Annotated in this window: 21 protein-coding genes and 1 pseudogene; 13 read left to right on the top strand and 9 right to left on the bottom strand. The window is 38.1% G+C overall.

What is annotated here, in order from left to right:
- Positions 1–409: 409 nt before the first annotated feature.
- The 4 genes from EGT34_RS01195 to EGT34_RS01180 all read left to right on the top strand — a co-directional run bounded on the left by EGT34_RS01195 (position 410) and on the right by EGT34_RS01180 (position 5,503).
- Positions 410–1,657 carry a saccharopine dehydrogenase family protein gene (locus EGT34_RS01195; protein ID WP_024437094.1) on the top strand — a complete coding sequence of 416 codons (1,248 nt, stop codon included), beginning with the start codon at positions 410–412 and terminating at the stop codon, positions 1,655–1,657.
- Positions 1,654–2,961, top strand: a complete 1,308-nt coding sequence (locus EGT34_RS01190) for a flavin monoamine oxidase family protein (RefSeq protein ID WP_024437095.1) — start codon at positions 1,654–1,656, stop codon at positions 2,959–2,961. Before EGT34_RS01195 ends, EGT34_RS01190 begins: the two co-directional genes overlap by 4 nt.
- Before the next feature lie 5 nt (positions 2,962–2,966).
- Complete coding sequence (locus tag EGT34_RS01185; protein WP_024437096.1) at positions 2,967–4,508, top strand: flavin-containing monooxygenase; 1,542 nt, start codon at positions 2,967–2,969, stop codon at positions 4,506–4,508.
- 80 nt (positions 4,509–4,588) lie between these two features.
- The gene (locus EGT34_RS01180; protein WP_024437097.1) at positions 4,589–5,503 is read left to right on the top strand and encodes an alpha/beta hydrolase; all 915 of its coding nucleotides are present in this window, start codon (positions 4,589–4,591) and stop codon (positions 5,501–5,503) included.
- Between the two features lie 92 nt (positions 5,504–5,595).
- Here EGT34_RS01180 and adeC read toward each other — a convergent pair.
- The 3 genes and pseudogenes from adeC to adeA form a co-directional block, all read right to left on the bottom strand.
- Positions 5,596–6,993 (bottom strand): annotated as a pseudogene (adeC, locus tag EGT34_RS01175) (multidrug efflux RND transporter outer membrane channel subunit AdeC).
- 76 nt (positions 6,994–7,069) lie between these two features.
- The gene (gene adeB / locus EGT34_RS01170) at positions 7,070–10,180 is read right to left on the bottom strand and encodes a multidrug efflux RND transporter permease subunit AdeB (RefSeq protein ID WP_000987604.1); all 3,111 of its coding nucleotides are present in this window, start codon (positions 10,178–10,180) and stop codon (positions 7,070–7,072) included.
- Complete coding sequence (adeA, locus tag EGT34_RS01165) at positions 10,177–11,367, bottom strand: multidrug efflux RND transporter periplasmic adaptor subunit AdeA (RefSeq protein WP_001169091.1); 1,191 nt, start codon at positions 11,365–11,367, stop codon at positions 10,177–10,179. The genes adeB and adeA overlap by 4 nt, the downstream gene beginning before the upstream one ends.
- Before the next feature lie 145 nt (positions 11,368–11,512).
- Between adeA and adeR the strand changes: the two genes are divergently transcribed.
- The 3 genes from adeR (at position 11,513) to adeT1 (ending at position 14,480) form a co-directional block, all read left to right on the top strand.
- Positions 11,513–12,256, top strand: a complete 744-nt coding sequence (adeR, locus tag EGT34_RS01160) for an efflux system response regulator transcription factor AdeR (RefSeq protein WP_024437099.1) — start codon at positions 11,513–11,515, stop codon at positions 12,254–12,256.
- Positions 12,257–12,287: 31 nt separating this feature from the next.
- Entirely contained in the window at positions 12,288–13,361 is a 1,074-nt protein-coding gene (gene adeS, locus EGT34_RS01155; RefSeq protein WP_031975145.1) for a two-component sensor histidine kinase AdeS, read from the top strand.
- Between the two features lie 123 nt (positions 13,362–13,484).
- Entirely contained in the window at positions 13,485–14,480 is a 996-nt protein-coding gene (adeT1, locus tag EGT34_RS01150) for a putative multidrug efflux protein AdeT1 (protein WP_000373596.1), read from the top strand.
- Positions 14,481–14,555: 75 nt separating this feature from the next.
- Here adeT1 and EGT34_RS01145 read toward each other — a convergent pair whose 3' ends face one another.
- On the bottom strand, positions 14,556–15,584 hold the full coding sequence (locus tag EGT34_RS01145) for an AraC family transcriptional regulator (protein WP_024437101.1): 1,029 nt from the start codon (positions 15,582–15,584) through the stop codon (positions 14,556–14,558).
- Between the two features lie 190 nt (positions 15,585–15,774).
- Between EGT34_RS01145 and EGT34_RS01140 the strand changes: the two genes are divergently transcribed.
- Positions 15,775–16,695, top strand: coding sequence for an alpha/beta hydrolase (locus tag EGT34_RS01140; RefSeq protein ID WP_024437102.1), 921 nt, complete (start codon positions 15,775–15,777; stop codon positions 16,693–16,695).
- A gap of 17 nt (positions 16,696–16,712) precedes the next feature.
- Complete coding sequence (locus tag EGT34_RS01135) at positions 16,713–17,555, top strand: SDR family NAD(P)-dependent oxidoreductase (protein ID WP_024437103.1); 843 nt, start codon at positions 16,713–16,715, stop codon at positions 17,553–17,555.
- Between the two features lie 95 nt (positions 17,556–17,650).
- On the opposite strand, the gene EGT34_RS01130 is transcribed toward EGT34_RS01135, so the two are convergent.
- Positions 17,651–18,550, bottom strand: a complete 900-nt coding sequence (locus EGT34_RS01130) for a LysR family transcriptional regulator (RefSeq protein ID WP_024437104.1) — start codon at positions 18,548–18,550, stop codon at positions 17,651–17,653.
- A 110-nt stretch (positions 18,551–18,660) separates the two neighbouring features.
- Between EGT34_RS01130 and EGT34_RS01125 the strand changes: the two genes are divergently transcribed.
- Positions 18,661–19,584, top strand: coding sequence for an alpha/beta hydrolase (locus EGT34_RS01125; RefSeq protein ID WP_171456079.1), 924 nt, complete (start codon positions 18,661–18,663; stop codon positions 19,582–19,584).
- A 196-nt stretch (positions 19,585–19,780) separates the two neighbouring features.
- On the opposite strand, the gene EGT34_RS01120 is transcribed toward EGT34_RS01125, so the two are convergent.
- A complete protein-coding gene (locus EGT34_RS01120) occupies positions 19,781–20,077 on the bottom strand; it encodes a hypothetical protein (protein ID WP_024437106.1) in 297 nt (98 codons plus the stop codon).
- Between the two features lie 216 nt (positions 20,078–20,293).
- Here EGT34_RS01120 and EGT34_RS01115 point away from each other — a divergent pair, with 216 nt between their 5' ends.
- Both EGT34_RS01115 and EGT34_RS01110 read left to right on the top strand, forming a co-directional pair.
- Complete coding sequence (locus EGT34_RS01115) at positions 20,294–21,112, top strand: PAAR domain-containing protein (protein WP_024437107.1); 819 nt, start codon at positions 20,294–20,296, stop codon at positions 21,110–21,112.
- Positions 21,113–21,118: 6 nt separating this feature from the next.
- Positions 21,119–21,793, top strand: a complete 675-nt coding sequence (locus tag EGT34_RS01110) for a hypothetical protein (protein ID WP_024437108.1) — start codon at positions 21,119–21,121, stop codon at positions 21,791–21,793.
- A 285-nt stretch (positions 21,794–22,078) separates the two neighbouring features.
- Here EGT34_RS01110 and EGT34_RS01105 read toward each other — a convergent pair whose 3' ends face one another.
- Together EGT34_RS01105 and EGT34_RS01100 are read right to left on the bottom strand one after the other, a co-directional pair.
- Positions 22,079–22,573: a phage antirepressor KilAC domain-containing protein gene (locus tag EGT34_RS01105; RefSeq protein ID WP_024437109.1), complete on the bottom strand. Its 495-nt coding sequence runs from the start codon at positions 22,571–22,573 to the stop codon at positions 22,079–22,081.
- A 105-nt stretch (positions 22,574–22,678) separates the two neighbouring features.
- Positions 22,679–23,572 (bottom strand): hypothetical protein, encoded by an 894-nt coding sequence (locus EGT34_RS01100; protein ID WP_123794380.1) that lies wholly within the window; start codon positions 23,570–23,572, stop codon positions 22,679–22,681.
- Positions 23,573–23,708: 136 nt separating this feature from the next.
- Between EGT34_RS01100 and EGT34_RS01095 the strand changes: the two genes are divergently transcribed.
- The gene (locus tag EGT34_RS01095; protein ID WP_024437562.1) at positions 23,709–24,299 is read left to right on the top strand and encodes a hypothetical protein; all 591 of its coding nucleotides are present in this window, start codon (positions 23,709–23,711) and stop codon (positions 24,297–24,299) included.
- Positions 24,300–24,562: 263 nt separating this feature from the next.
- On the opposite strand, the gene EGT34_RS01090 is transcribed toward EGT34_RS01095, so the two are convergent.
- The gene (locus EGT34_RS01090; protein ID WP_024437563.1) at positions 24,563–25,258 is read right to left on the bottom strand and encodes a HEPN domain-containing protein; all 696 of its coding nucleotides are present in this window, start codon (positions 25,256–25,258) and stop codon (positions 24,563–24,565) included.
- Positions 25,259–25,269: the final 11 nt, after the last annotated feature.

Genomic DNA, 25,269 nt, shown 5'->3' with positions numbered 1-25,269 from the left:
TTGACACTATGTAAGTGTAGAACAATCCTTCTTCCCTGAACAAGCGGGTAAGTGAAAAACCAAACTGGATTCTAATAAAACTTTTTAAATAACTAAATTTTTAAAGTATTCCTTAAATTTATTATTTTCTATTCAATCAATTGATTTTATTAGATAAAAATAATTTTTAATTCTATGATTCAAAAATTAAAACAAGTATAACCTACTGAATTTAATTAAATTTCAATAATTACAATGTGTCATTGACATAGTGTAATTATTGGATTAAAAATAATTAACGGCGTTTCCTTTCACTAAGTCATCTCAGCAAAGTGAGACGTCATAAACATTCGTTCCAGGGAACTTTGGAACTATGGAAATAAATAAAAATCATAATCGGCATGGGTTGCCGATTCTAAGGAGAATTTATATGAGTCGCCGTATTATATTTATTGGCGCAGCAGGTGAAATGTGTCGTTTAGCGATCGAGCGTTTTGCTAAAGCCAAAGGTGATTGGGAACTTGTACTATGTGACATTCGTCCTGAATTACTTTCAAATCTTGTTGAAAAACTCCCTCAAGGGCTAGCAACTACACAGCATTTAGATTTGTATGACAAAGAAAGTTTACAAGCTGTGGTTAATGGTGCTGATTTAGTTGTACTTGGAGCAGGCCCATACATTCGAACTTCAGCGCCTGTCATTGAAGCATGTTTAGAAGCAAAAGTTCCTTACTTAGATTTTGATGATGACGTTGAAAGTACTGAACATGCGTTATCTTTACATGAAAAAGCAAAAGAAGCAGGTATTCCAATCTATGTAGGTTGTGGTGCCTCACCAGGTATGGCAAATGTGTTAGTGGTAGATGCCGCAAATGAGCTAGATACCGTTGAAAATATTGATTGTTGCTGGATGGTTGGTGACGAACGCCCAGGTATTGGTCGTGCCGTACTTGAACATTTCTTACATATCACGGCGGGTGATTGTCTTACTTGGGAAAATGGCAAACGTGTTAATCACGAAACTTTTGTCGAAACAGGCACTGCACCGATGGGAGGTGGGTTGGGTGAAATATTAATGTATGAAACAGCTCATCCAGAACCAGTTACTTTGCCACGCAAATATCCAACTGCTCAACGTATCCGTTGTTTAGGTGGTTTACACCCTGCCCCATTTAATGGACTAGGACGTGGAGTTGGCTTAGCTGTTCATCATGGTGAAATGACAGTAAAAGAAGGTGTGGACTTCCTTGAAGATCTACTTAATAACAAATTAGGTTCAGCTAAAGGCTGGAAAGCTGCAATCAGTGGCATGATCGGCCAAGTTAAACGTAAAGAATCCTCATTCTCTGCCATGGTCGAGTTTTTGACAAAATCTGCTATAGGAAAAACCTATCCATATAAAGGCGGTTTATTAGCTCGAGTCTACGGAACTAAAAATGGTAGACCAGCAGTTGCAATCAGAAGAACTGTTAAATCAGGTGAAGATTCCTATTTAATGCGCGATATGGCCGCTATTACAGGGACGGCTTGTGCTGCATTCATGGTATTAGCGCTCGATGAAACAGGTAAACGTAGCGGAACTTTCGCCCCAGAAGACTGGGCTGAACCAGAAGCTTTCTACACTGCCCTTGAACGTGTAGGAACACCTCGTGCTGAGATTGTGGAGAGTGTGCTATGAAAAAGTATGATTATGATATAGCAGTAATTGGCGCTGGATGTGCAGGTGTTGTTGCAGCACGGGATTTAAGTAATGCAGGTCATAAGGTTGTTTTATTAGAGGCACGTGACCGTATTGGTGGCCGAACCTATACAGGTGAAGCATTTGGCCGACAAGTTGAATTTGGTGGTGGTTACTCACACTGGACTCAACCTTATATTTGGAGAGAACTACAACGCTACGGAATTGGCTTAAATCCTCCTACAGAAGTTGATAAAACGGTTTGGTTTGCAGACGGGAAACTACACACGGGAACTCAAGCTGAATATGCTGCTATTGCTGAACCATTATTAACAGCTTTCTTTAATGACGCTCGTCAGTGGTTCCCTCTTCCTTATGATGTAAATGCTATCGATACGAGTGATATTGAAAAACAAACATTAAGAGATCGTCTTGATACCTTAAATTTATCAACTTATGAACGTGACGTTTTAGACGGCCTATTATCAACACTTGTTCACTCTTGGGATGAGCAAGGAGTCGCACAGCTCTTATTCTGGGCAGCTACCTATTTTGGAAATTGGGGTGCGTTCTTTGAAGTAGCAGGGTCTTGGCCAATTGCCGGTGGAACACAAAAACTCGTAAGAGCTATTTATAATGATTCAGGTGCTGAATTACGACTTACAACTCCAGTTGCAGCCATTGATGATCAAGGTGAACAGGTTGTTATTACGACTCAATCTGGTGAAAAGATTTTGACAAAAAAAGCCCTTGTTGCTGTTCCATTAAATGTTTTATCTGACATCAAAATTACACCTGAGGTTAATAAACCTGCTCGGGATATGATTGTTGCAAAACATCCAATGCGTACTGCTAAATTATGGGCACGTGTACGTGGAAAAATCGAGCCATTTATTGCATTTGTGCCAGTTGAGCAAAACCCAATCAATACCGTTCGAGTTGAATATGAACATGGAGATGACTCAATTTTAGTCTGTTTTATTTCTGACGAGTCAACTATAGATGTGAACGATATTGAAGGTGTTCAAAAAGCTTTACAGATGTTTAAGCCCGACATTGAAGTGCTTGACATCGCATCACATAACTGGGCTAAAGATCCTTATGCACAAGGCACATGGGTACACTATCGCCCTGGGCATTTGTCCGATGCTGCTCCACTCATGCGTAAACCTCATGGGAATATCTATTTCGCAGGAGGAGATATTGCAACAATGAGCATGGGCGGTATCGAAGGTGCTCTAGAGTCTGGTATTGAAACTGCTGCAAGCATCACACATGCATTAGCTCAAAAATTAGCAGGGTGAATATCATGAATAGAAAAACGGATTTTACTCAATCTTTGGATGCAGAAGTTCTTATTATTGGCGCTGGGATTGCTGGTATCAGCGCAGCCTACCATTTAAAGAAATATAGACCCAATTCAACCTTTATTATTCTTGAAGGTCGTGATGATATTGGCGGGACTTGGAGTCTATTTCGCTATCCAGGGATTCGCTCAGATTCAGATATGCAGTCTTTTGCCTTTGGCTTTAAGCCATGGACGCAAAAAAAGACTTTCGGTAGCGCACAAATGATCTGTGATTATTTGCATGAAACTGTTACAGAAAATGGTATTGACCAGTATATTCAATTTGGCAGCTATGTAACCAGTGCAGAATTCTCATCGAATGAAGGAATCTGGACCGTTAAAGTCAAACAGAAAGATCAAAAAAGTTTAGTTACCTTACGTTCTCGCTTCTTACTCATGGGTACAGGTTATTATGACTATAACAATGGATATACCCCTGACTTTAAGGGCACAGAAGAATTCAAAGGACAAATTGTCCACCCACAACATTGGCCGGAAAATCTAGATTATTCAGGTAAAAAAGTAGTCGTCATTGGTAGTGGTGCTACAGCAGTGACATTAATCCCAGCTATGGCAAAAGACGTTGAGCATATTACTATGCTTCAAAGATCACCTGGCTATGTCGTTGCTATGCCGAGTGTCGATCCTATTGCAGTTGCTTTAAATACAGTTTTATCACCGCAACGAGCGTATGAAATTATACGACGTAAAAATATTGCCATTAGCCGCGGGATTTACAAACTATGCCACCGCTTTCCAAAGGTAATGCGTCATCTACTCATTGCAGATGTACGGCGCAGATTACCTAAAGATTTTGATGTATCAACGCATTTCTCACCCAAATATAATCCTTGGGATGAGCGTTTGTGTGTGGTACCAGATGGAGATATGTTTAAAGCGATTTCATCTGGTAAAGCATCAGTAGTGACTGATCATATTGACCGTTTTATCAAAGAAGGCATATTGCTGAAGTCAGGAAAAGTACTAGAAGCAGATATTATTATTACCGCAACCGGCTTAAACATGCTGGCATTTAGTAAGATTCAACTCACCGTTGACGGTAAGAAAATTAATTATCCAGACACGACAATATTTAAATCTATGATGCTGTCAGATATACCTAATTTTGCCTTTGCATTTGGTTATACCAATATTGCATGGACCTTAAAAGTAGATCTGGTATGGCAACATTTCTGTCGTCTCCTTGACTATATGGATGAGAATAAATACGGAACATTTATACCGGTTATTCATAATAAAACCATGAAACGGGTTCCTTTTGTTGATTTGAGCCCAGGTTATGTTCAACGTGGTTTGGCACAATTCCCAATGGCAGGGACCGAAGGTCCTTGGACACTACAACATGATTATAAGGTTGACTTTGAGCGGCTCAATAAAGGGCCTGTGTGTGATAAGGAATTAAAGTTCACTGCATTGGTTCCCAAGAAAAAGTTAGCTGTCGTTACGGAACCATCTTCAGAAGAATTGATGGTCAACGCTTAATCTCCTTTAATCAGCATTTTAGTCTCTTATTTATCGGATCTGGAGCCTAAATAAGGGACTAAATACATGAGCACAATATTATGGAAAATATTAAATTTATCAGTAAAGGGATTACATGCTCGGCATGGTATATTCCTGCCACAACAGATAAGTATATGAACTCTCGTGGGCGGCCCTGTGTAGTCATGGCAAATGGCTTCGGAGGCACCAAAGATACCGGTTTATTAAATTTCGCAGAACCATTGAGTAAAGCGGGTTTTGATACATTTATATTTGATTATCGTGGTTTTGGAGAATCTGGTGGTTTTCCAAGACAGAATGTTTCCTATAAAAATCAGCGAGAAGATTACCATGCAGCAATCGCAGCAGTACGAAGTTTGCCAAATATTGACCGAAACCGTATAGCGCTTTGGGGGACGTCTTATTCTGGAGGGCATGTTCTGGTCGCTGCGGCCCAAGATCAGAAAATATCTGCAGTAATCTCTATGAACCCGGCTACGGATGGTTTAGCTGCCCTCTCACAAATCTGCCGTTACGGTGGTCTAAAACAATTAACCGTTGCAGTCGCTCATGGACTAAAAGATTTAGCTTATTCTCTTTTAGGCCAAAAAGCGCATCTTATTCCAATCGTGGGTCAACCGGGCACGGCGGCCATCATTAGTACACCTGGCTCGGAGATCTCCTATAAAGCCATGGCTGGGCCAACATGGAGGAATGAAGTATGTGCACGAACTGCTTTAGAGGTTGCAAGAAACCGGCCCATTAATTTCGCCCATCAAATAAAGTGTCCTTTATTGGTACAAGTGGGTTCAAATGATCAAGTTACTCCTCCTGAAGCTGCTCGCAAGTCGGCAAGCTTAGCAAATGGAGAAGTTAAATTACTTGAATATCCGATTGATCATTTTGATTTTTATAATGAACCGTGGCAAATAAAAATTTTAGAGGACCAAATTAATTTTTTAACTCAAGCCTTGGCTCGTCCCCGTGTTAGATAACATGATTTCATAGCAATATTAGACCATCTAAAGCAAAAATAAGCTGATTTGGAATACCTCTATCAGCTTATTTTTTTAAGAGTGAAACTTTATTAGACTTTTGATGTTCCTCCTCCTAAAACTTTATAGAGTTCAATCTGGTTATTTAATTGCATTTGCTCAAGCGCAAGCAAGCCTTGCTGTGCTGCGTAAGCAGAACGTTGGGCATCTAAAACCGTAAAATAGCTATCCACGCCCGCTCTGTAGCGCGCCATAGATAGTTTATAGGTTGCAGCAGTCGCAGAGACTAAGCGACGCTGAGCGTCTAATCGTTCACCAATATGCGCATGTGTAGCAAGCGCATCATTAACTTCACGAAAAGCTGATTGAATGGCTTTTTCATATTTAGCTAAAGCAATTTTCTGGTCAGTTTCTGCAATTTTAATATTAGTTTTTCTTGTTCCCCAATCAAAAATTGGTAGATCGATATTAGGTCCAATCGACCATGCAAAATTGCCTGTTTTAAATAAATCTTTCAGTTCAGACGATGCATAACCCGTCGAGCCTGTCAGGCTTATGGTTGGGAACATCCGTGCTTTAGCAGCACCAATATTTGCTCCTGCAACACGTAACTCATATTCGGCAGCTTTAAGGTCTGGACGATGATTTAATAAATCACTTGGTAAACCGGCTGCAAAATTCTTCTCAAGGGTAATGTTTTTAATTGCATCATTTGGAAGTAAGTTTTGAGGAATAGGAGAACCTGCCAATAAATCTAGTAAATTTTTTGCTTGTAAGATCTGAGTTTTATAATTTGCAACATCATTTCTAGCAGTCTCTACCGAAATTTGTGCTTGTTTTAATGGCACTTCACTGTCGATACCGACATCAAAGCGCTTCTTATTTAGATTATAAGCATCGACTTGTGCTTTTAAGGTTTGCTCGGCAAGGTTTAAATTGGCTTGTGCAAAAGCATAATTTAACCAGACTTGTGTGATGTTACTGATTAAACTAATTTGCACAGCCTCTTTCGCGCTTTGAGTTGCAAGATAGTTATTTAATGCAGCATCTTTTAAATTTTGAACACGGCCCCAAAAATCTAGCTCATAAGCAGTCATTCCCAAGCCAACTTGAAATGTAGAAACTGGGTTATTGGGGTTAATCGATGGGCTAACCTGCCGCACTGCATTTCCCGTTACGCCAATGGTTGGGAGCTGGCTATTCTTTGTGATTTAGTATTCTTGCTGTACACGTTCAATATTAAGCGTAGCAGTCCGTAAATCACGGTTGTTATTTAAACTGATTTCAATGACCTGTACTAATTTCGGATCAGAAATAAATTCTTTATAACTTTTTTCTGCAATCGTTTTTCCAGAATGATTTTGACTAAAATTTTGAGGAATATGAGATGTAATTGCAGGCTGTGGCGCTTGCATATTGACACATGCAACGAGTGCAATTGAGAGTGTAGAAAGAATGAGTCCACGAGATACGATTGTCGATTTAGACATAGTATTCTCCAAATAAAGTAAATTTTGAGCATATGAAGCATCAGAGGAAATTGGTATTTCCCCTGATGCATTGAACTTAAGATGAGATTTTTTTCTTAGAGGAAAATAGCTTTTCTACTGCACCCAAAATGAAGATAAAAAACACGGGAACAAAGAAAATAGCCAGAATGGTGGCTGAAATCATGCCGCCAAAAACCCCTGTGCCTAAAGCATGTTGAGTTTCTGAACTTGCACCTGAGGCAATCACCAAAGGAATTACACCACACGTAAATGCAAGTGATGTCATCAGAATTGGCCGTAAGCGAAGTTTGGCTGCGGCAACAGTGGCTTCAATCAAACTCATGCCTTCTTCTTTCAGCATTTTCGCAAATTCAACAATCAAAATTGCATTCTTTGCCGATAGACCAATAATGGTAATTAGCCCGATTTTGAAGAACACATCATTCATTAACCCTCTAGACATAATGGCAATGATTGCTCCAAAAATACCGAGTGGCACAACCAGCATCACAGAAAGTGGAATTGCCCAGCTTTCATAGAGTGCAGCCAAGACAAGGAAGACCACGAGCATTGATAAACCAAGTAAAAAGGCCATTTGTGATTCAGACTGCTTTTCCTGTAAGGAAATACCTGTCCACTCGTAGCCAATACCTTTTGGTAATTTCGCAATCAGTTGTTCCATTTCACGCATTGCTTCACCCGATGACGTATCGAAGTTAGGAATACCAGCAATACTCAAAGATGGTCGTCCGTTATAACGATTATATTGTTGTGGTGCCTTATTCCATTGTGGCGTTACAACTTCTGATAACGAGACTAATTGACCGCTTGAACCCATGACTTTCAGATTCAAGATATCTTTCAATTGCATACGTGATTTAGCCTCAACTTGTACAATGACTTGTTGCATACGTCCTTGATTAGGGAAGTCATTGATATACATTGAACCCATTGATGTAGAAATGATGTCTGAAACATCAGAAAACTTAACACCAAGTGCACTAAGCTTTTCACGGTCAATTTTTAAAGAAATATTGTCACCTTGTGGCAACCCTTCATTCCAAACCATATAGAACTTTTTATTCTTGGCTGCCATTGCCATAAGTTCATCTTGAGCAGCCAGTAAAGCAGGCATACCTAAGTTAGCGCGGTCTTGTAAACGTAAACTGAAACCTGAAAAAGTACCTAACTCATCAATAGCGGGTGGTAATACGGCCATGGTCTCACCTTCCGTACTGTTCGCCATAGAAGTATTAACGGCGCTTGTCATCTTAGATGCAGAGCTAGTCCGCTCTTTGAAATCTTTAAGTGTCGTAAAAGCCACAGCTACGTTTTGTCCTGCGCCACTAAAACCCCATCCCAAAATGGTGGTATTACTTTTTACATCGGGATTATCTTTCAAATTATTTTCAAATTGATTGACTACATTCCGAGTACGCTCTGCGGTTGCATCTGAAGGTAGCTGGAACGAAGTCATGAACCAGCCTTGATCTTCCTCTGGCATAAATGCTGTTGGCCAATATTTCATTCCGGCAAAGGTAATACCGGTAATTACTAAAAAGATCACCATCATTGGAACTGTATGTTTGATGATTTTAAGCAGCATCAATTCATACTTTTTAGTGACTTTATCGAAACTACGGTCAAACCATGCAAAGAAGCCCTTCTTCTGATGATGCCCATCGATTGGCTTTAAGATCGTGGCACAAAGTGCCGGTGTTAAAATGAGTGCCAATAGCGCTGAAAATAAAATAGATACCGACATGGTCAAGGTAAACTGTTTATAGATTACCCCTACAGAACCACTCGCAAATGCCATAGGTAAAAATACTGCCGCCAATACCAGCGTAATACCAATAATCGGGCTGGTAATCTCTTTCATTGCTTTAGAGGTTGCATCTTTAGGCGATAATCCTTCAGTCGCCATAATCCTTTCGACGTTTTCAACTACGACAATGGCATCGTCGACAATAATCCCGATGGCAAGCACCATACCGAACATGGTGAGTACGTTAATTGAAAAGCCGGCAAGCAACATCACGGTAAAAGTACCGAGTAAGGCAATAGGCGCCACAATTGCTGGAATAAGCGTATAGCGGACATTATGTAAAAACAGATACATCACAATGAAAACCAGAACCATGGCTTCAAGTAATGTATGAATTACCTTTTCAATTGAAATTTTGACAAACGGCGCGGTGTCGTAAGGAATACTAAACTCCATGCCTTCCGGTAAATTTAGCTTCAATTCTTCAATTTTTGCTCGAACACCTTCGGCAGTTTTCACGGCGTTAGCACCCGGGCTTAATTGAATTGCTGCCGCGGTAGCAGGCTTACCATTTTCCAAAATGGCAAAGTTATATGCTTGTGAACCTATTTCTACATTGGCAACATCAGATAACTTAATTACGCTACCGTTAGTTTTACTTTTTAAGCTGATATTTTTAAATTGCTCGAGACTAGACAATTGCCCTTGAGCCGACAACGGAATAGTAATGAGCTGGCCTTTTTCAGCTGGTAAATCACCAAGTCGGCCGGGTGCAATTTCGACATTATTTTCACGAATGGCATTATTCACATCACTAATCGATAAACCGTAAGAAACAAGCTTATTCGGGTCAACCCAAATACGCATAGCTTTCTCGGCACCGAAAGATTGAACCTTCCCTACACCTTCGACACGTTTTAGCTCTTCTACAACATTTCGAACCAAATAATCACTCAAATCAACTTCGGAATATTGATTATTTGGAGAGTTAATCCCGACCAGCATTAAAAATCCGGACGATGAAGCCTCAACCTGTAAACCTTGCTGACGTACAACTTGCGGTAAGCGAGCTTCTACAGCCTTGATTTTATTTTGAACGTCGACCTGAGCCATTTCCACATCTGTGCCCGGTTTAAACGTAGCGGTAATCTCTGCTGTACCGGAAGTATCTGTTGTCGCACTATAGTAGAGTAGATTTTTTACACCCGATAATTCGCGCTCAATTAAGGTTACAACGCTATCGTTAATGGTTTTAGCTGTAGCACCAGGATAAGTCGCACTAATATTCACCTGTGGCGGGGCCACACTTGGAAAACGTGCAATTGGCAGTTTAGGAATACTCAGCAATCCAAATATAATAATAAAGATCGCGATAACCCAAGCAAAAACGGGACGACGAATAAAAAATTGTGACATCATGGTTGCGCCCCCTCAGCTATAGAAGTTTTGGTTTCTACACTTGAAGCATGATTTGCGACGGTTGGTGCTTTCCATGCTGCCAATGCCAATTTTTGATTTGGCTTAATACGCTCAATACCTTCAACAACGACTTTGTCACCGACTTTCAAGCCTTTGTTAGCGATATAGAACTGCTCATATTGCTGTCCAATTTCGATAGGACGAATTTCCGCTGTACCTTGGGCATTGATGACATATACCTGAGGCTCGCCACTGATATTACGTTGGATCGCTTGCGCCGGAACCAATAGCGCTTGAGGAATAGAAGCACGGTCAATATTGACACGCACATACATACCCGGAAGTAATTTTCGTTCAGTGTTATTAACTTCAATACGGAATGTGACATCGCCTGTTTCCGGGTCAACATTAATATCTTCAAACAACATTTTTGCTGTGACGTTATAAGGTTGCCCGTGGCTATTGGTAATACGAACGGTTTTATCACTATTTGCTGATAATTCACCGCTTTGTAGCGCAGCTTGTAGGCGCTCATACTCACTAACTGATTGCTTTACATCAACATAGACTTTATCAATCTGTTGAATAGTTGCCATCGTATTGGTATCGCCCTGACCGACCAATGCACCTTCAGTGACAAAAGATTGCCCAATACGCCCAGAAATAGGCGCTCGAACTGTTGCATATTGCAGATTCAAGTTTTGTCTGGCCAGCAATGCTTTCATTTGAGCGACATCGGCTAGAGCCTGACGATATTGAGCTTGAGCATTACTTACTTCTTGCTTACTAATTGCATTACTTGGTAACAGCTGCTCATAACGTTCTAGCTGAACTTTGAGTCTTGCTACCTCAGCTTCAGCTTTATTGAGAGAAGCTCTATTGCTATTTACATCTGCCTCAAAAGTCTCGGAATTAATTTTATATAAAGCTTGTCCTGCTCTAACTTCACTACCCTGTTTAAATAAAACCTTTTCAATGATACCTCCGACTTGCGGACGGATTTCCGCCGTACGGAATGCATGTACACGTGCAGGAAGATTTTCACTAAAATTTACCGATTGCGGTTGAATGCTTAATACACTGACTTTAGCCGGTGGTGGCTCAGCTTGAGCGACTTCTTTTGAATCACACCCCTGTAATATCAGCCCAATAGATAAAAATAAAGGAAGTAAAAGATGCTTTTGCATACTGTCCAAACCTAGTGACTTTTTGATGTTCGTATTATTTTTGATGAGTGTGTAGGGATAATCACTAAAGTGTGGAGTAAGTGTGGAGAAATACGGATAATTTAGCGTATGATGAGTTGAAGCACTTTCTATAGCCAGATTTTCTATGTTTGATCATTCTTTTTCTTTTGATTGCCAAGATAAAGTTATTCTTGTGGTAGAAGATGACTACGATATTGGCGACATTATTGAAAATTATTTAAAACGTGAAGGCATGAGTGTTATTCGGGCCATGAATGGAAAGCAAGCAATTGAATTGCACGCTAGCCAACCCATCGATTTAATCTTACTTGATATTAAATTACCCGAATTAAACGGTTGGGAAGTGTTAAATAAAATACGCCAAAAAGCTCAGACTCCCGTGATCATGTTGACGGCGCTAGATCAAGATATTGATAAAGTTATGGCATTACGCATAGGTGCAGATGACTTTGTGGTGAAGCCTTTTAACCCAAATGAAGTCATCGCTAGAGTTCAGGCAGTCTTAAGACGTACTCAGTTTGCAAACAAAGCAACTAATAAGAATAAAATCTATAAAAATATTGAAATTGATACCGACACTCATAGCGTTTATATACACTCTGAGAATAAGAAAATCTTGCTTAATCTGACGCTAACTGAATATAAGATTATTTCATTCATGATTGACCAACCTCATAAAGTTTTTACGCGCGGAGAACTTATGAATCACTGCATGAATGATAGCGATGCACTAGAGCGAACCGTAGATAGCCATGTAAGTAAGCTGAGAAAAAAACTAGAAGAACAAGGCATATTTCAAATGTTAATTAATGTGCGTGGCGTGGGATATAGGCTAGATAATCCCCTAGCTGTAAAAGATGACGCCTAAATAATATTAAAAAATAGCTAGGGAATATTTTATGAAAAGTAAGTTAGGAATTAGTAAGCAACTTTTTATTGCCTTAACTATTGTAAATTTAAGCGTTACGCTATTTTCTGTAGTACTGGGTTATGTCATTTATAACTATGCGATTGAAAAAGGCTGGATTAGTTTAAGCTCATTTCAACAAGAAGATTGGACCAGTTTTCATTTTGTAGACTGGATCTGGTTAGCCACTGTTATCTTTTGCGGCTGTATTATTTCGTTAGTGATTGGCATGCGCCTTGCAAAGCGTTTTATTGTGCCAATTAACTTCTTAGCCGAAGCAGCAAAAAAAATTAGTCACGGCGACCTCTCTGCTAGAGCTTACGATAACCGAATTCACTCCGCCGAAATGTCGGAGCTTTTATATAAATTTAATGATATGGCTCAAAAGCTAGAGGTTTCCGTCAAAAATGCGCAGGTTTGGAATGCAGCCATCGCACATGAGTTAAGAACGCCTATAACGATCTTACAAGGCCGTTTACAAGGCATCATCGACGGCGTTTTTAAACCTGATGAAGTTCTATTTAAAAGTCTTTTAAATCAAGTTGAAGGTTTATCTCACTTAGTCGAAGACTTACGGACTTTAAGCTTAGTAGAGAACCAGCAACTCCGGTTAAATTATGAATTGTTTGACTTTAAGGCGGTAGTTGAAAAAGTTCTTAAAGCATTTGAAGATCGTTTGGATCAAGCTAAGCTAGTACCAGAACTTGACCTAACGTCCACTCCTGTATATTGCGACCGCCGTCGTATTGAGCAAGTTTTAATTGCTTTAATTGATAATGCTATACGCTATTCAAATGCAGGCAAACTTAAAATTTCCTCGGAAGTGGTATCACAAAACTGGATATTAAAAATTGAGGATGAAGGCCCCGGCATTGCAACCGAGTTCCAAGACGATTTATTTAAGCCTTTCTTTAGATTAGAAGAATCAAGGAATAAAGAATTTGGCGGCACAGGTTTAGGTCTTGCTGTTGTACATGCAATTGTTGTGGCACTGAAAAGTACTATTCAATATAGCAATCAAGGCTCGAAAAGTATTTTCACCATAAAAATTTCTATGAATAACTAAATGACTTCCTGATCCCAAGCTGTCTTTTGACTTTTTACCTTAAAATTTTTATTGAAATGCCATATCTAACCTTACCAAGATTTATAAAATAATTTTTATAATTTAAATAATGGATAACTAGATATGGATCGTTTTAAGGCTATTTTACTTATTACAAGTACATGTTTAACAACAACTCTTTATGCCAAACAACAAGTCGTCTGTGTGTTTGACCCCATTGGTAAATCGGGAGACGCTTTCGCTTTAGCCAAAGATTATGCACTTGAAGCAAAAAATTGGGGAGCTGATCTATCTTTAAAAGCATATGTTGATGAACGTGTAGCTGCCGAAGATTTGAAAGTTGGAAAATGTGATGGCGCTATTATTAGCGGTTTACGTGGCCGTCAATTTAATAAATATACAGGATCTTTAGATGCAGTTGGTGCATTAACAAATATGAAAACGGCAATTAATGCCTATAAGCTGTTGTCTTCACCTATGGCAGCAAAAAACATGGTGGTAGGTCCTTATGAAATTGCAGGTTTAGGCACAATTGGTCCTGCCTATTTATTTGTAAATGATCGAAGTATAAATACTCTCGCCAAAGCTGCCGGTAAAAAAATTGGGGTATTTAAATACGATGAAGCCCAACCAAAGCTTGTTCAACATGTCGGGGGTCAGGCTGTATCGGTAGACGTTACCAATGCCGGTGCAAAATTTAATAACCATGAAATTGATATTGTGCCCGCTCCTATTGTGGCGTTTAAACCTTTTGAACTCTACAAAGGTTTAGGTGAGAAAGGAGCAATTGTTCGTTTCCCTCTGACTCAAATTTCAGCAAACTTCATTATTCGTAAAGACCAATTCCCTGCGGGTTTTGGGCAAAAGTCTCGAACTTGGGTAGCCAGCCAACTCAATAGAACGTTTGGCATTATTGCCAAATATGAAAGTGATATTCCTTCAAAATATTGGATGGATATTCCTAAAAATGAACAATTAAACTATATGAAAATGATGCGCGAGGCTCGTATACAGCTAACCAAAGCAGGTATCTACGACCCAAAAATGATGAACTTTTTGAAAAAAGTAAGATGTAAAGAAAACCCAAGTAATTTTGAATGTGCATTAAACGATGAATGAACACTCAAAACATCTGCATATCTTTTTTAAAGCATTTGTATAGACTTAAAAGGTAGAACTTATAGTATGAAAGTTCTACCTTAACTCATTCATTTCTTCTCTAGCTTGTTGTGGTGTTTTACCCGACCACTCTTTATAAGCCCGTGTAAATGGACTGTGCTCGGCATAACCTAACAGTAAGGCTATTTCTACAATTTGTAGCCTTAGATCTTTTAAATACGATTTTGCTAATTCGTAACGGACAGTATTTAATTCTTTCCGAAAATTCGTACCTGCCTCGGTTAAACGGCGTTGCAAGGTTCTACGTGAATAATTTAATCGCTCTGCAAGCTGTTCAATAGTTGGTTCGCCTTGATGAAGTAAGTAAGCAATCTGTTTACGAACTTGATCTGTAATTTCATCAATATGTGGCAGACTTGCCAGTAACTTGTCAGCATGTTTTTCTAGTATGGCAACTAAGGCCGCGTCGGAGTTTTTAAGCGGTAGACTTAAGATTTCCTTATCGAAACGCATCAATGCCACGGGTTGCTCAAAAAGCACAGGACAACCAAAATACTCTTCATAAGGCTGAACATTTTCAGGCTGTTCATGAATGAAATGTATTTCTTTAAGTCTTTCTTTTCCTCTAATGAGACTACGGCAAAATTGAACTATAACGGTACGGCCAGTTTCATCAGATAAGCCCCCGACTGTTTGATCATCGGTTGTATCCCACGAAAGCTCAACATACTCTGGGTAAATATGTACAGATGCGGGCACCACGTCATATACAAGTCTTTGGTAACGCTCAAATCTTTCTAAAACCGCTCCCAAATTTTCACACGCAAGAAATACAGAACCTAAAACACCCAGATGCTGAGCTGTAATAGTTTGGCCCACATGTAAGCCAATGAAGGGATCATTTAAATAATCTTTAGCGATAACAAGAAGACTTTCCCAATGATCAATATCTACGCCTTCCAAATGATTTGAATCTGTTTTAGGCCACGGTTCACCAAGAACCTTTTCTGGGTCATGTCCTAGTTTTTCGAGATATTCAAACAATAACTGAACATAGGTTTCAGGAATCCTTCTTCTATACAACGGCTTATTCAATCCATTCATTTCGTATAGTTCTAATTTGGCGTTAAATATCAAGTAGTGTACTTAAAGCTTTTAAGCAAAAGCAAATGACTAAAGCACCTGCCCAATCCAAATTTTGGCGCAAAGTGTCAAGCAATATGGCGGCTATCATCAAGCCTTATCTCATTATTTTTTAGATCATAGCGTCATAGCAAATATTGAGAGAAACATGATGAATAAAAATTTAAAGAATGTGCCACAAACGCCACTAGATATTCAGTTTGATTCAAATGGCGTGAAATGCAGTGCCTATTTATATCGTCCTACGACCGAGGCCGCTACTCCAATGATTGTGATGGCGCATGGTTTGGGTGGTACTCGAAGAATGCGTTTAACAGCTTTTGCAGACCGTTTTGTGGCAGAGGGTTATGCTTGTTTAGTGTTTGATTATCGCTATTTTGGGGATAGCGAAGGTCAACCTCGACAATTACTAGATATAAAAAGTCAGCTCGAAGACTGGAAAGCCGCTATTGCATATGCTCGTAGCCTATCAAATATTGATAAAAACAAGATTATTTTATGGGGAAGTTCTTTTTCTGGCGGACATGTGTTGGCTACTGCCGCTCAGGATGCCAACATTTGCGCAGTAGTTTCACAATGTCCATTTACCGATGGCCTTTCTTCTAGTTTAGCCATGAGTCCTATAACTTCAGTAAAACTTACGGCTTTGGCTGTGCGTGACCGTATAGGGGCTGCGCTGAATAAAGAACCACTTATGGTTAAACTTGCAGGACTAGAGCATGAAACGGCGTTAATGACTGCTCCAGATGCCTATTCGGGAATTATGTCCATAATTAAAGATGAACCTAACTACAAAAACTACGTGGCAGCACGGTTTGCATTGGACATTATCCGTTATTATCCGGGACGTAAGACTCCAAAAATTAAAGCTCCAGTTCTATTTTGTATCTGTGAAACGGATACTGTTGCTCCTGCAAAAGCCACGCTGCGTCATGCCAAGCGTACCCCTCATAAAGAAATAAAAACCTATTCATACGGTCATTTTGACATTTACACAGGTCAAGCCTTTGAACATGTGGTGAAAGATCAAATTGATTTTCTTAAACGTACTGTTCCAGTAGCTCAAGCTTAAGTTAAAGGATTTTGAAAATGGCGAAGTATGAATTAAAAGATAAAGTTGTGGTAATTACAGGCTCAACGGGTGGCCTAGGTCTTGCGATTGGTCAGGCATTACAGGCCAAAGGTGCAAAACTCGCACTACTAGATTTAGACCTGAGCAAAGTTGAAAGTCAGGCAAAACAGCTAGGTGGAAAAAGCATTGCCGCAGGTTGGGTAACCGATGTCCGTTCTTTGGAAAGCCTAGAAACTGCTATGGCAAATGCAGCTCAACACTTCGGTAAAATTGATGTGGTAATTGCAAATGCAGGCATAGGCTCAACGGAAGCACTAGAACATATGGCTCCTGAAACCTTTGAGCGAACCATCGATATTAACCTGACTGGAGTATTTCGTACTTTCCGCGCAGCTATACCGTATGTAAAACAAACTCAGGGGTATTTACTGGCAGTATCTTCAATGGCGGCTTTCGTCCACTCCCCGTTAAACACTCACTATACTTCGAGTAAAGCAGGCGTTTGGGCTTTATGTGATAGCCTTCGTCTAGAATTAAAATATTTAAATATAGGCGTTGGTAGCCTTCATCCGACCTTCTTTAAGACCCCAATGATGGACAGTATTCAAAATGACCCAGCAGGTAAAGCTGTGTGGAAAGGCAACTCGGGTATTTGGAAATATATAACTATTGATGAAGTTGTCTCGGGTGTAGTTGAAAGTATAGAACGGCGTAAAGATATGACTGTTGTACCTAAAATAAATACCCCGATTGCGAAAGCACCCGCATTGTTTAGAAATGTGATTGAGTTTCTAGGTTTTAATCGTAAACAGCTTAAACAAACCATGCTCTTGGCAGAGAAAAAGCATCATTCATTTTAGGTCTTTTCGGACACGGATGTTATTGGAATATCCGTGTTTATTTAACTAGTAGCAAAACTCTAATCCTTGGCTCCAACCATAAGTCTTATGAGCAGCTACTTTTTATTAAAATTTTCTTTTAACGCATCAATTAAGATATTTAATAAAGGTGCTTGTTCTCGTCTATGGGGATAATACAGGTGATAAGGTTCATAACTGTGTCGCCAGTCCTTCAACGTTTCTTCCAGTTCACCACTTTCAATATAAGGCTGAACCATATCAATAGGTAGATAAGCGATTCCTACACCGCTCCTTGCGGCTTGAAGCACTGGAGATAAGGTTGTAAAAACGATTTTAGCATTAACAGTAATTATTTGTGTCTTACCTTGTTTGGTAAATTGCCAACGGTAGAGTTCACCATGTGTGGGTAATCTTAAATTAATACACTGGTATTCCACTAGATCTTTTGGATGCTTTGGGTGACCATAACGAGCTAAAAACTCTTTGGTTGCAACCGTTAGCATTTGTATTGGCTTACTCACCTGTAAAGCGATCATGTCTTTAGAAACTAAACCGCCTCTTCGAAGTCCTGCATCAAAACGCCCTTCTACAATATCAACAAGACCATAATCAGATATGATCTCTACTGAAATTTTTGGAAATTGTTGTATGACTTTTTCAACTGCTGGCCATAAAACACTTTGTATTCCATATTCATCGGCACTGATACGTAGTGTTCCTGCTGGATCATTTTTTAAAGCACTAATTTGATTTATGCCATTTTCTATTTCTTCTATTGCAGGTTGAAGCAAATTTAATAGATATTCGCCTGCTTCTGTAGGTGCCACACTTCGTGTTGTTCTTGATAATAGTTTTATGCCAATTCGGTCTTCTAAATTACGGAGTGTTTGACTAATGGCTGACTGTGAAGTTCTGAGTTTTGCGGCTGCGCGGGTAAAGCTCCGTTCTTGAGCAACGACCATAAAAGTGTGTAAATCATTTAAATTTTCTTTCATTATTTATAAGTATTCAATATAAGTGCTATCTGATTATAGTGGATTATCATAATAAATCACCACGGTTATATTAATTTCATCGACCTAGTTCCTCTTTCGGAGAGAATATGATGAAAACTGTAACTTTCAAAATTAAAAACATCGATGTTTCTGCAACTATTCGTTTTCCAAAAGATTTTGATGAAAACAAAACATATGCAGCCATTGTATGTGCGCATCCAATTAGTAGCTGTAAAGAACAAACTGCCGGCGCAATCTATGGTGAAAAACTCACTGAAGCTGGGTTTATTACTTTAGCATTTGATGCATCGTATCAAGGTGCTAGCGGTGGAGAACCTCGCTTTCTTGAAGACCCTGCAACACGTGTAGAAGATTTCCGCTGTGCAGCCGACTATTTAACAACGCTTAGTTATGTTGATGAAAACCGTATTGGTGTATTAGGCGTATGTGGTGGCGGTGGTTATGCTGTTAATGCTGCTATGACTGAACGCCGTTTTAAAGCAGTCGCAACTGTGGTTGCGGCAAACTATGGCCGTTTAATGCGTGAAGGTGACCAAACACCTGAAGCTGCCATTAAAACTTTAGAAGCCATTGCAGCACAGCGTACTGCCGAAGCGCGTGGTGCTGAACCATTTATTACCCAGTATATTCCAAACTCACAGCAAGAGCGTGAACAAGCTGGAATCAATGATATTGATATCAAAGAAGCGATTGATTACTACAAAACCCCGCGCGGTCAGGCAGAAGGTTCACCAAATAAACTTCGCTTTTCAGGTTTAGCCGCTGCTGTTGGGTTCGATGCATTTCATTTGGCAGAACACTTGCTCACTCAACCCTTACAAATTGTGATTGGTGATATAGCGGGTGGATTCGGTTCTTATCGCGATGGTTATGAGTTATATAGCAAAGCTGCTTCTAAAGATAAGAACCTTTTTGTGGTTAAAGGCGCTAGCCACTATGACTTATATGACCAACCTGAGTCTGTTGCTCAAGCTTTAGAAAAAATTATTCCGTTCTTTCAAAAACATCTTTAAGCCAAATATTGGAAAGTTTCTCAATTGGGGGGAGCTTTCCAAATAGATACGTTTTAGTGGTAATCAAACGAGCTTTTTATAATAAATCGCGGTGCCGTTGTAGTTCCCAGATGTTGTCGAGATATCTGTGTTTATTTAATTAAGAGCAAAATTCTAATCATTTCTAATTCATTCTTACTCATACATTCATAAAAATTTAAAATAATGCGGCAAGTAAAAAACCAAACTCTATCAAAACAAAAAAAATAAGAAGACTAACCCTTGTATACATAACAAGGTCGTCACTATCTTCTTTAACTTCGGGAATAAGTGGAAATCTATAATTCTTTAACAATAGAAAAATATTTAAATAGCCGCAAACAGCCCCAATCGCAAAATCAATTTCAAGTTCCCCTTTAAAAAAGATAGCTATCATAAAAGCAATAATAATTAGCCCCACAGTTAATAAAACATATCTTTTTATCAAGGAGTCATATATAAGAAATGACTTCATTCTTACCAACCATCCTCATAAAGTTAATCGAATAAACATTTAATCTCTAAGGAGAATGACATAAAAAATTCTTCAAAAGAATCTTCATGCCTATCTTTTTAAATCACATTATTATTGGTCGTATGAGCTGTGCATCCTGATAAATAAAACTATACAGCACTGTCTACCCCTCTTTGCTATCATTCCACCACTTCATGAAAATAAGAAGGAATAGTTTTGGCGACACCATATATAACTATAGGCTGCCCTACTACTGGCGGTGGTCAAGTAATCTCAGGGAATAGTATGTTCCTGATTGACGGAATTCCCGTTGCCTGTGTTGGCGACAAAGCAACTTGCCCAACTCATAAAGTCGTTGCAACTATTGTCTCCGGTGATCCAAACATGCAGATCTTCGGCAAAGCCGCTGCTCGTGTTAATGATTCACTCTCTTGTGGTTGCAAATTACTGCCTCAACAAAACTTAGTTGTTCAAGACAATGGTGGTGGTGCGGCATCATCAGCTTCAAAATCATCATCAGCTCCAATTTCACAAAAACAGCAGACTACTGATAGTTTTAGAGAAGAAAAATATGAAAACTATTACATTGAGCAGTATAAAACTGATGTCTACATTAGCCATAAGGCTGTTCTTTTAGGTGATGAAGGTGTAACACCTCTGGATGGAGCTGTAAGCTATTTTCTAAACTACAAAGTTCAAGGCAAGGAACTATTTTTAAGTGTCGTTATTAATGCAGCTCCATTAAGCCACAAGGGAACTGTTTACCCTTTTGGGACCGCAATTGTTTCACGGGAAGGTAAAGAGATTGCCAGAACCAAGTTAAAAAGTGATCAAGGATATTGGCCAACAGATAAAAATAAGGCCCCTTTGGGAAGTTGTACTATCAAGTTGCCAGAACCAAATTTACAGCTCGTTGATGTAGAACTTGAATTAGGATATACCGCAGTAATTTCGGATACCGTGGGTTCTGTACATCCCATGCCTCCTATTAAAAAATATAAGTTTTCCTTAAACTCTGCGGCGCGCAAGGTGTAAAAAGTTATGAATAAATTATTAACGATTCTATTATTAAGTGCCTTGGTTGCTGCATGTAATAACCCTAATAGCACAACCAAAATCACCCAAGTGCAGAGTGAACAATCTAATAACCAAAAAGAAGCGTTAAAATCACTTGTGGCAGAGTTCAATGAAATTATGAACTCTCTTCAGACAGAAGCTGACATTACATCCACACAAGCAAAGTTGGAAAAACTTTTAAAGAAATTTCCAAATGACAATGATTCAAGCATAGAAGTGCAAAAGTTGAAATTAAAAGTACTACTGCAACTAGGTTATTTAAATGAAGCCGATATTTTGGCAACAAAAATTCTTGCTTTAGATAGCACAGCAAGCATTCAAGAAACCCAATGTTTAATTCAAAGAAAATTACAAAAGCCAACCAACCAAATTAATAGCTGTTATGAAAAAGCAGCTAAGTTATATCAGGCACAATACGAAAAATTAAGTAATGATAATCCACAAAAGCAATATGCTCTCTGGTCGAGTTACGCTGCCATGTACCAAGCTGGTCATACTGAATATAAGCAAAAGTTGAAAGCTATTGTTAATGCTCAAACCACTGAAGATGAGAAACATACTTTCAACACTATGTATGAAAACGTAGTGGACCCAGCTGTTATTAAAGAAATTCTTGAATCTATGCCATATAAGAAATAACCTCATTGAAGATCATTTCTTATATAGATATGTCTTGAATAGCCCTAATTATTTAGGGCTTTTTCATAGTGCTTTAACTAAATAGAAGCATCTGATTTAAACACTCTAAGCTGGCTATATATTTTGTTATTAAACCATAACCTTCAGCAACATCACTGGCATCGTAGACTTGATTTTTCCCAAACCCTTGTACCATACTGTTCAATGTTAACACTCCTTGTGTTAGCAATCCAAAGCCCTTTGATTCCGCCAAGAATTCTCTGAAGGGCTTTTTTATTGCCTAAATTATGCATTATTGTTTCCTAGAAGCTTTGAAAGCTTGGTTAAACCCTTTGGTGTTACTCTTACCTGCTCCGTGATTTTGATCGTCCCATCAGGCAGCTGAATATCCTTTACTTTATGTTCTAAATATCCCGCTTTAATTTTCTCTTGATAAGCAACCCAACATTTGCTGCCATGACGTTTGTAAATCCAGCCATTCATGTGAAGCCACTTATTAAATTTTTGCGGTTCTTGTTGTAGAGCTTTAGCAGCATCAGTTAGGCACATACTTCCCTCGGCTGTAGCAATACGGTCAAATGCTTCCATGGTAGGTTGCATAACTTCAACTTTGTGCTCTAGCTCAATCACTTTTTCTGAATAAGTCAGTAAAGCATTACGTAAAAAATTTGGATCTGCTAGTAATTGCATTGGATCGGTCAGTTGAATTTTCCCTGTTGCTACCGTGTCATCAGAAAAATAATTTATTAATGAATCATTTTTTAAAACTGTAATACTCATAAAAAAGCCTCATCGTGGTGATAAGACTATTAAAACAAAAGATATGAGGTGTCATACAAGTGCCACCTCATAAAAAAATAGTGACACCTTGTGGTGTCACCTTAATTAAGATTTTGATTTATTAATATTTTTAGGATTAGTGATTGCTGCAATTCTGTCTTGTAATCTTTTAACTGTAAAACCAGATTTAGATAAAAAAGCTTTTATTGCTGGGCTATGTTCTTGATGTGGATATTGCTTGTGAATATATTTTGACTCCCATGCATGTATAGCCAGAAGTAACTCTGGAGCATGATGCTTATTTTTCGGATCTAAAGCTGGATGCATGTCTGTTCTACTTTCTAATTCTTTTATTCTTATTTCAAGATCGGACTTCTCGTCCTCAAGCCACATCATTCTATTGCTTAATCCATAATTTATATATTCCAGCCCCGAACTTTTTTCATTGATTTCATCTGTTAGCTGGTTAAACTCTTCTAGCTTATTCTTTAATTCTTCAATAAATAAATCTTGATCACGTACAAGATTTTCTAGATCACAAATTTTCTTTAATAATAGTTTAATGTCGTCTATAGAATTAAAATCATCCTCTTTAACCAAATCATTATAATTTAAACTTTCTAAATCACATGATCTCAAAAAAACCTCAAATTCATAATAAAAATCTGACTTTTGAAGAGCATAATTATTAAAAATACTACTATCATCTAAATATAAGTCCCCTCTCGCGATTTCTAATAATGTATAGTCAAAATCATTATTTCTATCACTAGGATTTTTCTCAAATAAGCGCATAGGCTTGCCATTATCTAATTGATATTGATTATAAGCATGACATTTTTTAGCTATTGGTATTAACAGCTCAGCTATCTCGAAATCCTTTTTGAGATCTGTCTTTTCTCTTATTTCTTCAAATATTCTCCGCATTGAAATAAATTCACTATTTTCATTTATTTTATCTTTTAATTTAATAGAAACCATAATATCACTTGCAATCAAAGAAGTTACTATCTAAAAGGTGAACTATACCTCAACTTGAGGCATTTGTGGGGGTGGAAATTACAAGTAAGGTTCTGTATTATTTAAAAATCACGACTTACTTACACTCTATTTTTAAATTCCTCTAGAAAAAAATATGAAAACAAAAGTGGATCTAATATGTGAAATGATAGTTCTTTATGGAATTATTCTTATTGTATGTATCTTTATATATCTGATATTTCAATCATTAGTTAGCTTAAACTTATTTGATAAACCTTCTGATTGGTCATCAGTTTTGACAGGATTACTCTCATGGTCAGCAACCATCTATACTCCCATTGTAGCCTACTTGTTGTTTACTGATTGGCGTGAACAAGAACATAAAAAATTGATACGTGATCAAGCAATAGAGTCTATTAAAAATTTACAAAGATATATAACAATTAACCTTCATCTATCTCATAAAGAAGAAATAACAGTCAATGAATTCGAAGAATTACAATCAGTATATTATGCAGCTTACCTCTCAGTGAATATGCTTCATAAGCTTACAAAAAGTGAGGATTTTCTAGTGTATCAAGAAAAAATACAGGGATCTTTTAAGACAGTATTGAGTTACAGAGAATTGATTATGAGTGGAGAAGTTGATTTTCTTGTAGGTAAAGAAATTATTAGGTCGGCTGTAAATTCCACTTCAACTATATACAATAAAATAAGTGATTACATGGATATAAATAAAATTTAATTTATACTTCCGAATATTTTTATGTTTTAACTAACAACCTTTGTCCGATCTATTCCTTACTTCTTTTTATATTGAAGCTAACGTAGACTCAGAGAACATCGCTTCAAATAAAATAGCTGAGAAATTAGTAGGAAATAAAGAGGTTGTAAAAGATAAAAATAGCGTAGAATATTATAGTTATCTAAAGGAATATAAAAAATAGTAAAGAATTTATACTTTGGTTTGTAGGGTTCACCATTGAATAACGGTGGACTATTTTTATATTAGGATAGATAGTCTATTAAGAATTTTTCGACACCTTTTATCATATCTTTCACTTCATCAGAATCGAAATTTTCTGGTTTTCCATGAGCAGCATTATTTCGAATATCTGCATAATAGGTTATTTTTTTCTGTTGTGTTAGTGGGTAAATACCTGCTTTAGTTAACTCTTCATTTAGTTTTTCTAATTTTTTCTCCCTTTTTCCATCAGGAAGATAAATATCTATTCCATTATTGGTACAAAGCTCTTTAATAGCTGTTTCTAATACAACCCCTGCAATTACAGCAGCAGCATTTTTATATCCATTTTCAAGTAGCGATTTAGCTTGCTCAAGTTCACTATCAAAAACTTCAGCCTGTACTATCTGCTTGAAAGATATTAAAAAACCGCCTTTAAGATCATCATATGCTGCTAAAATTACTGGTATAGAGTTCTGTAACTTAATGGGAGCATATAATCCATTTTCTTTTTCTCGTAAAAAAGTTTGATAATGTACTGAGTCCTCCCCACATGCAACACGTAAAAGATTTTCGGTTTTAACCTTCCATGTTAAATATAATTCATTTATTGGCTCTTCAAAATAATCTACTGATTTAGAAATGCCAGCTCTCTGAACTGTTTTATTTCTTTTATGTTGAGCAATAGATTTGGCTTCTTTAATTAGCTCTTCAAACCGATTTAAAATTTTCTGACTCATTCATAGATACT

Source organism: Acinetobacter sp. FDAARGOS_558, assembly GCF_003937785.1.
GTDB lineage: Bacteria > Pseudomonadota > Gammaproteobacteria > Pseudomonadales > Moraxellaceae > Acinetobacter > Acinetobacter baumannii.
This window is presented reverse-complemented; position numbering and strand designations above follow the sequence as displayed.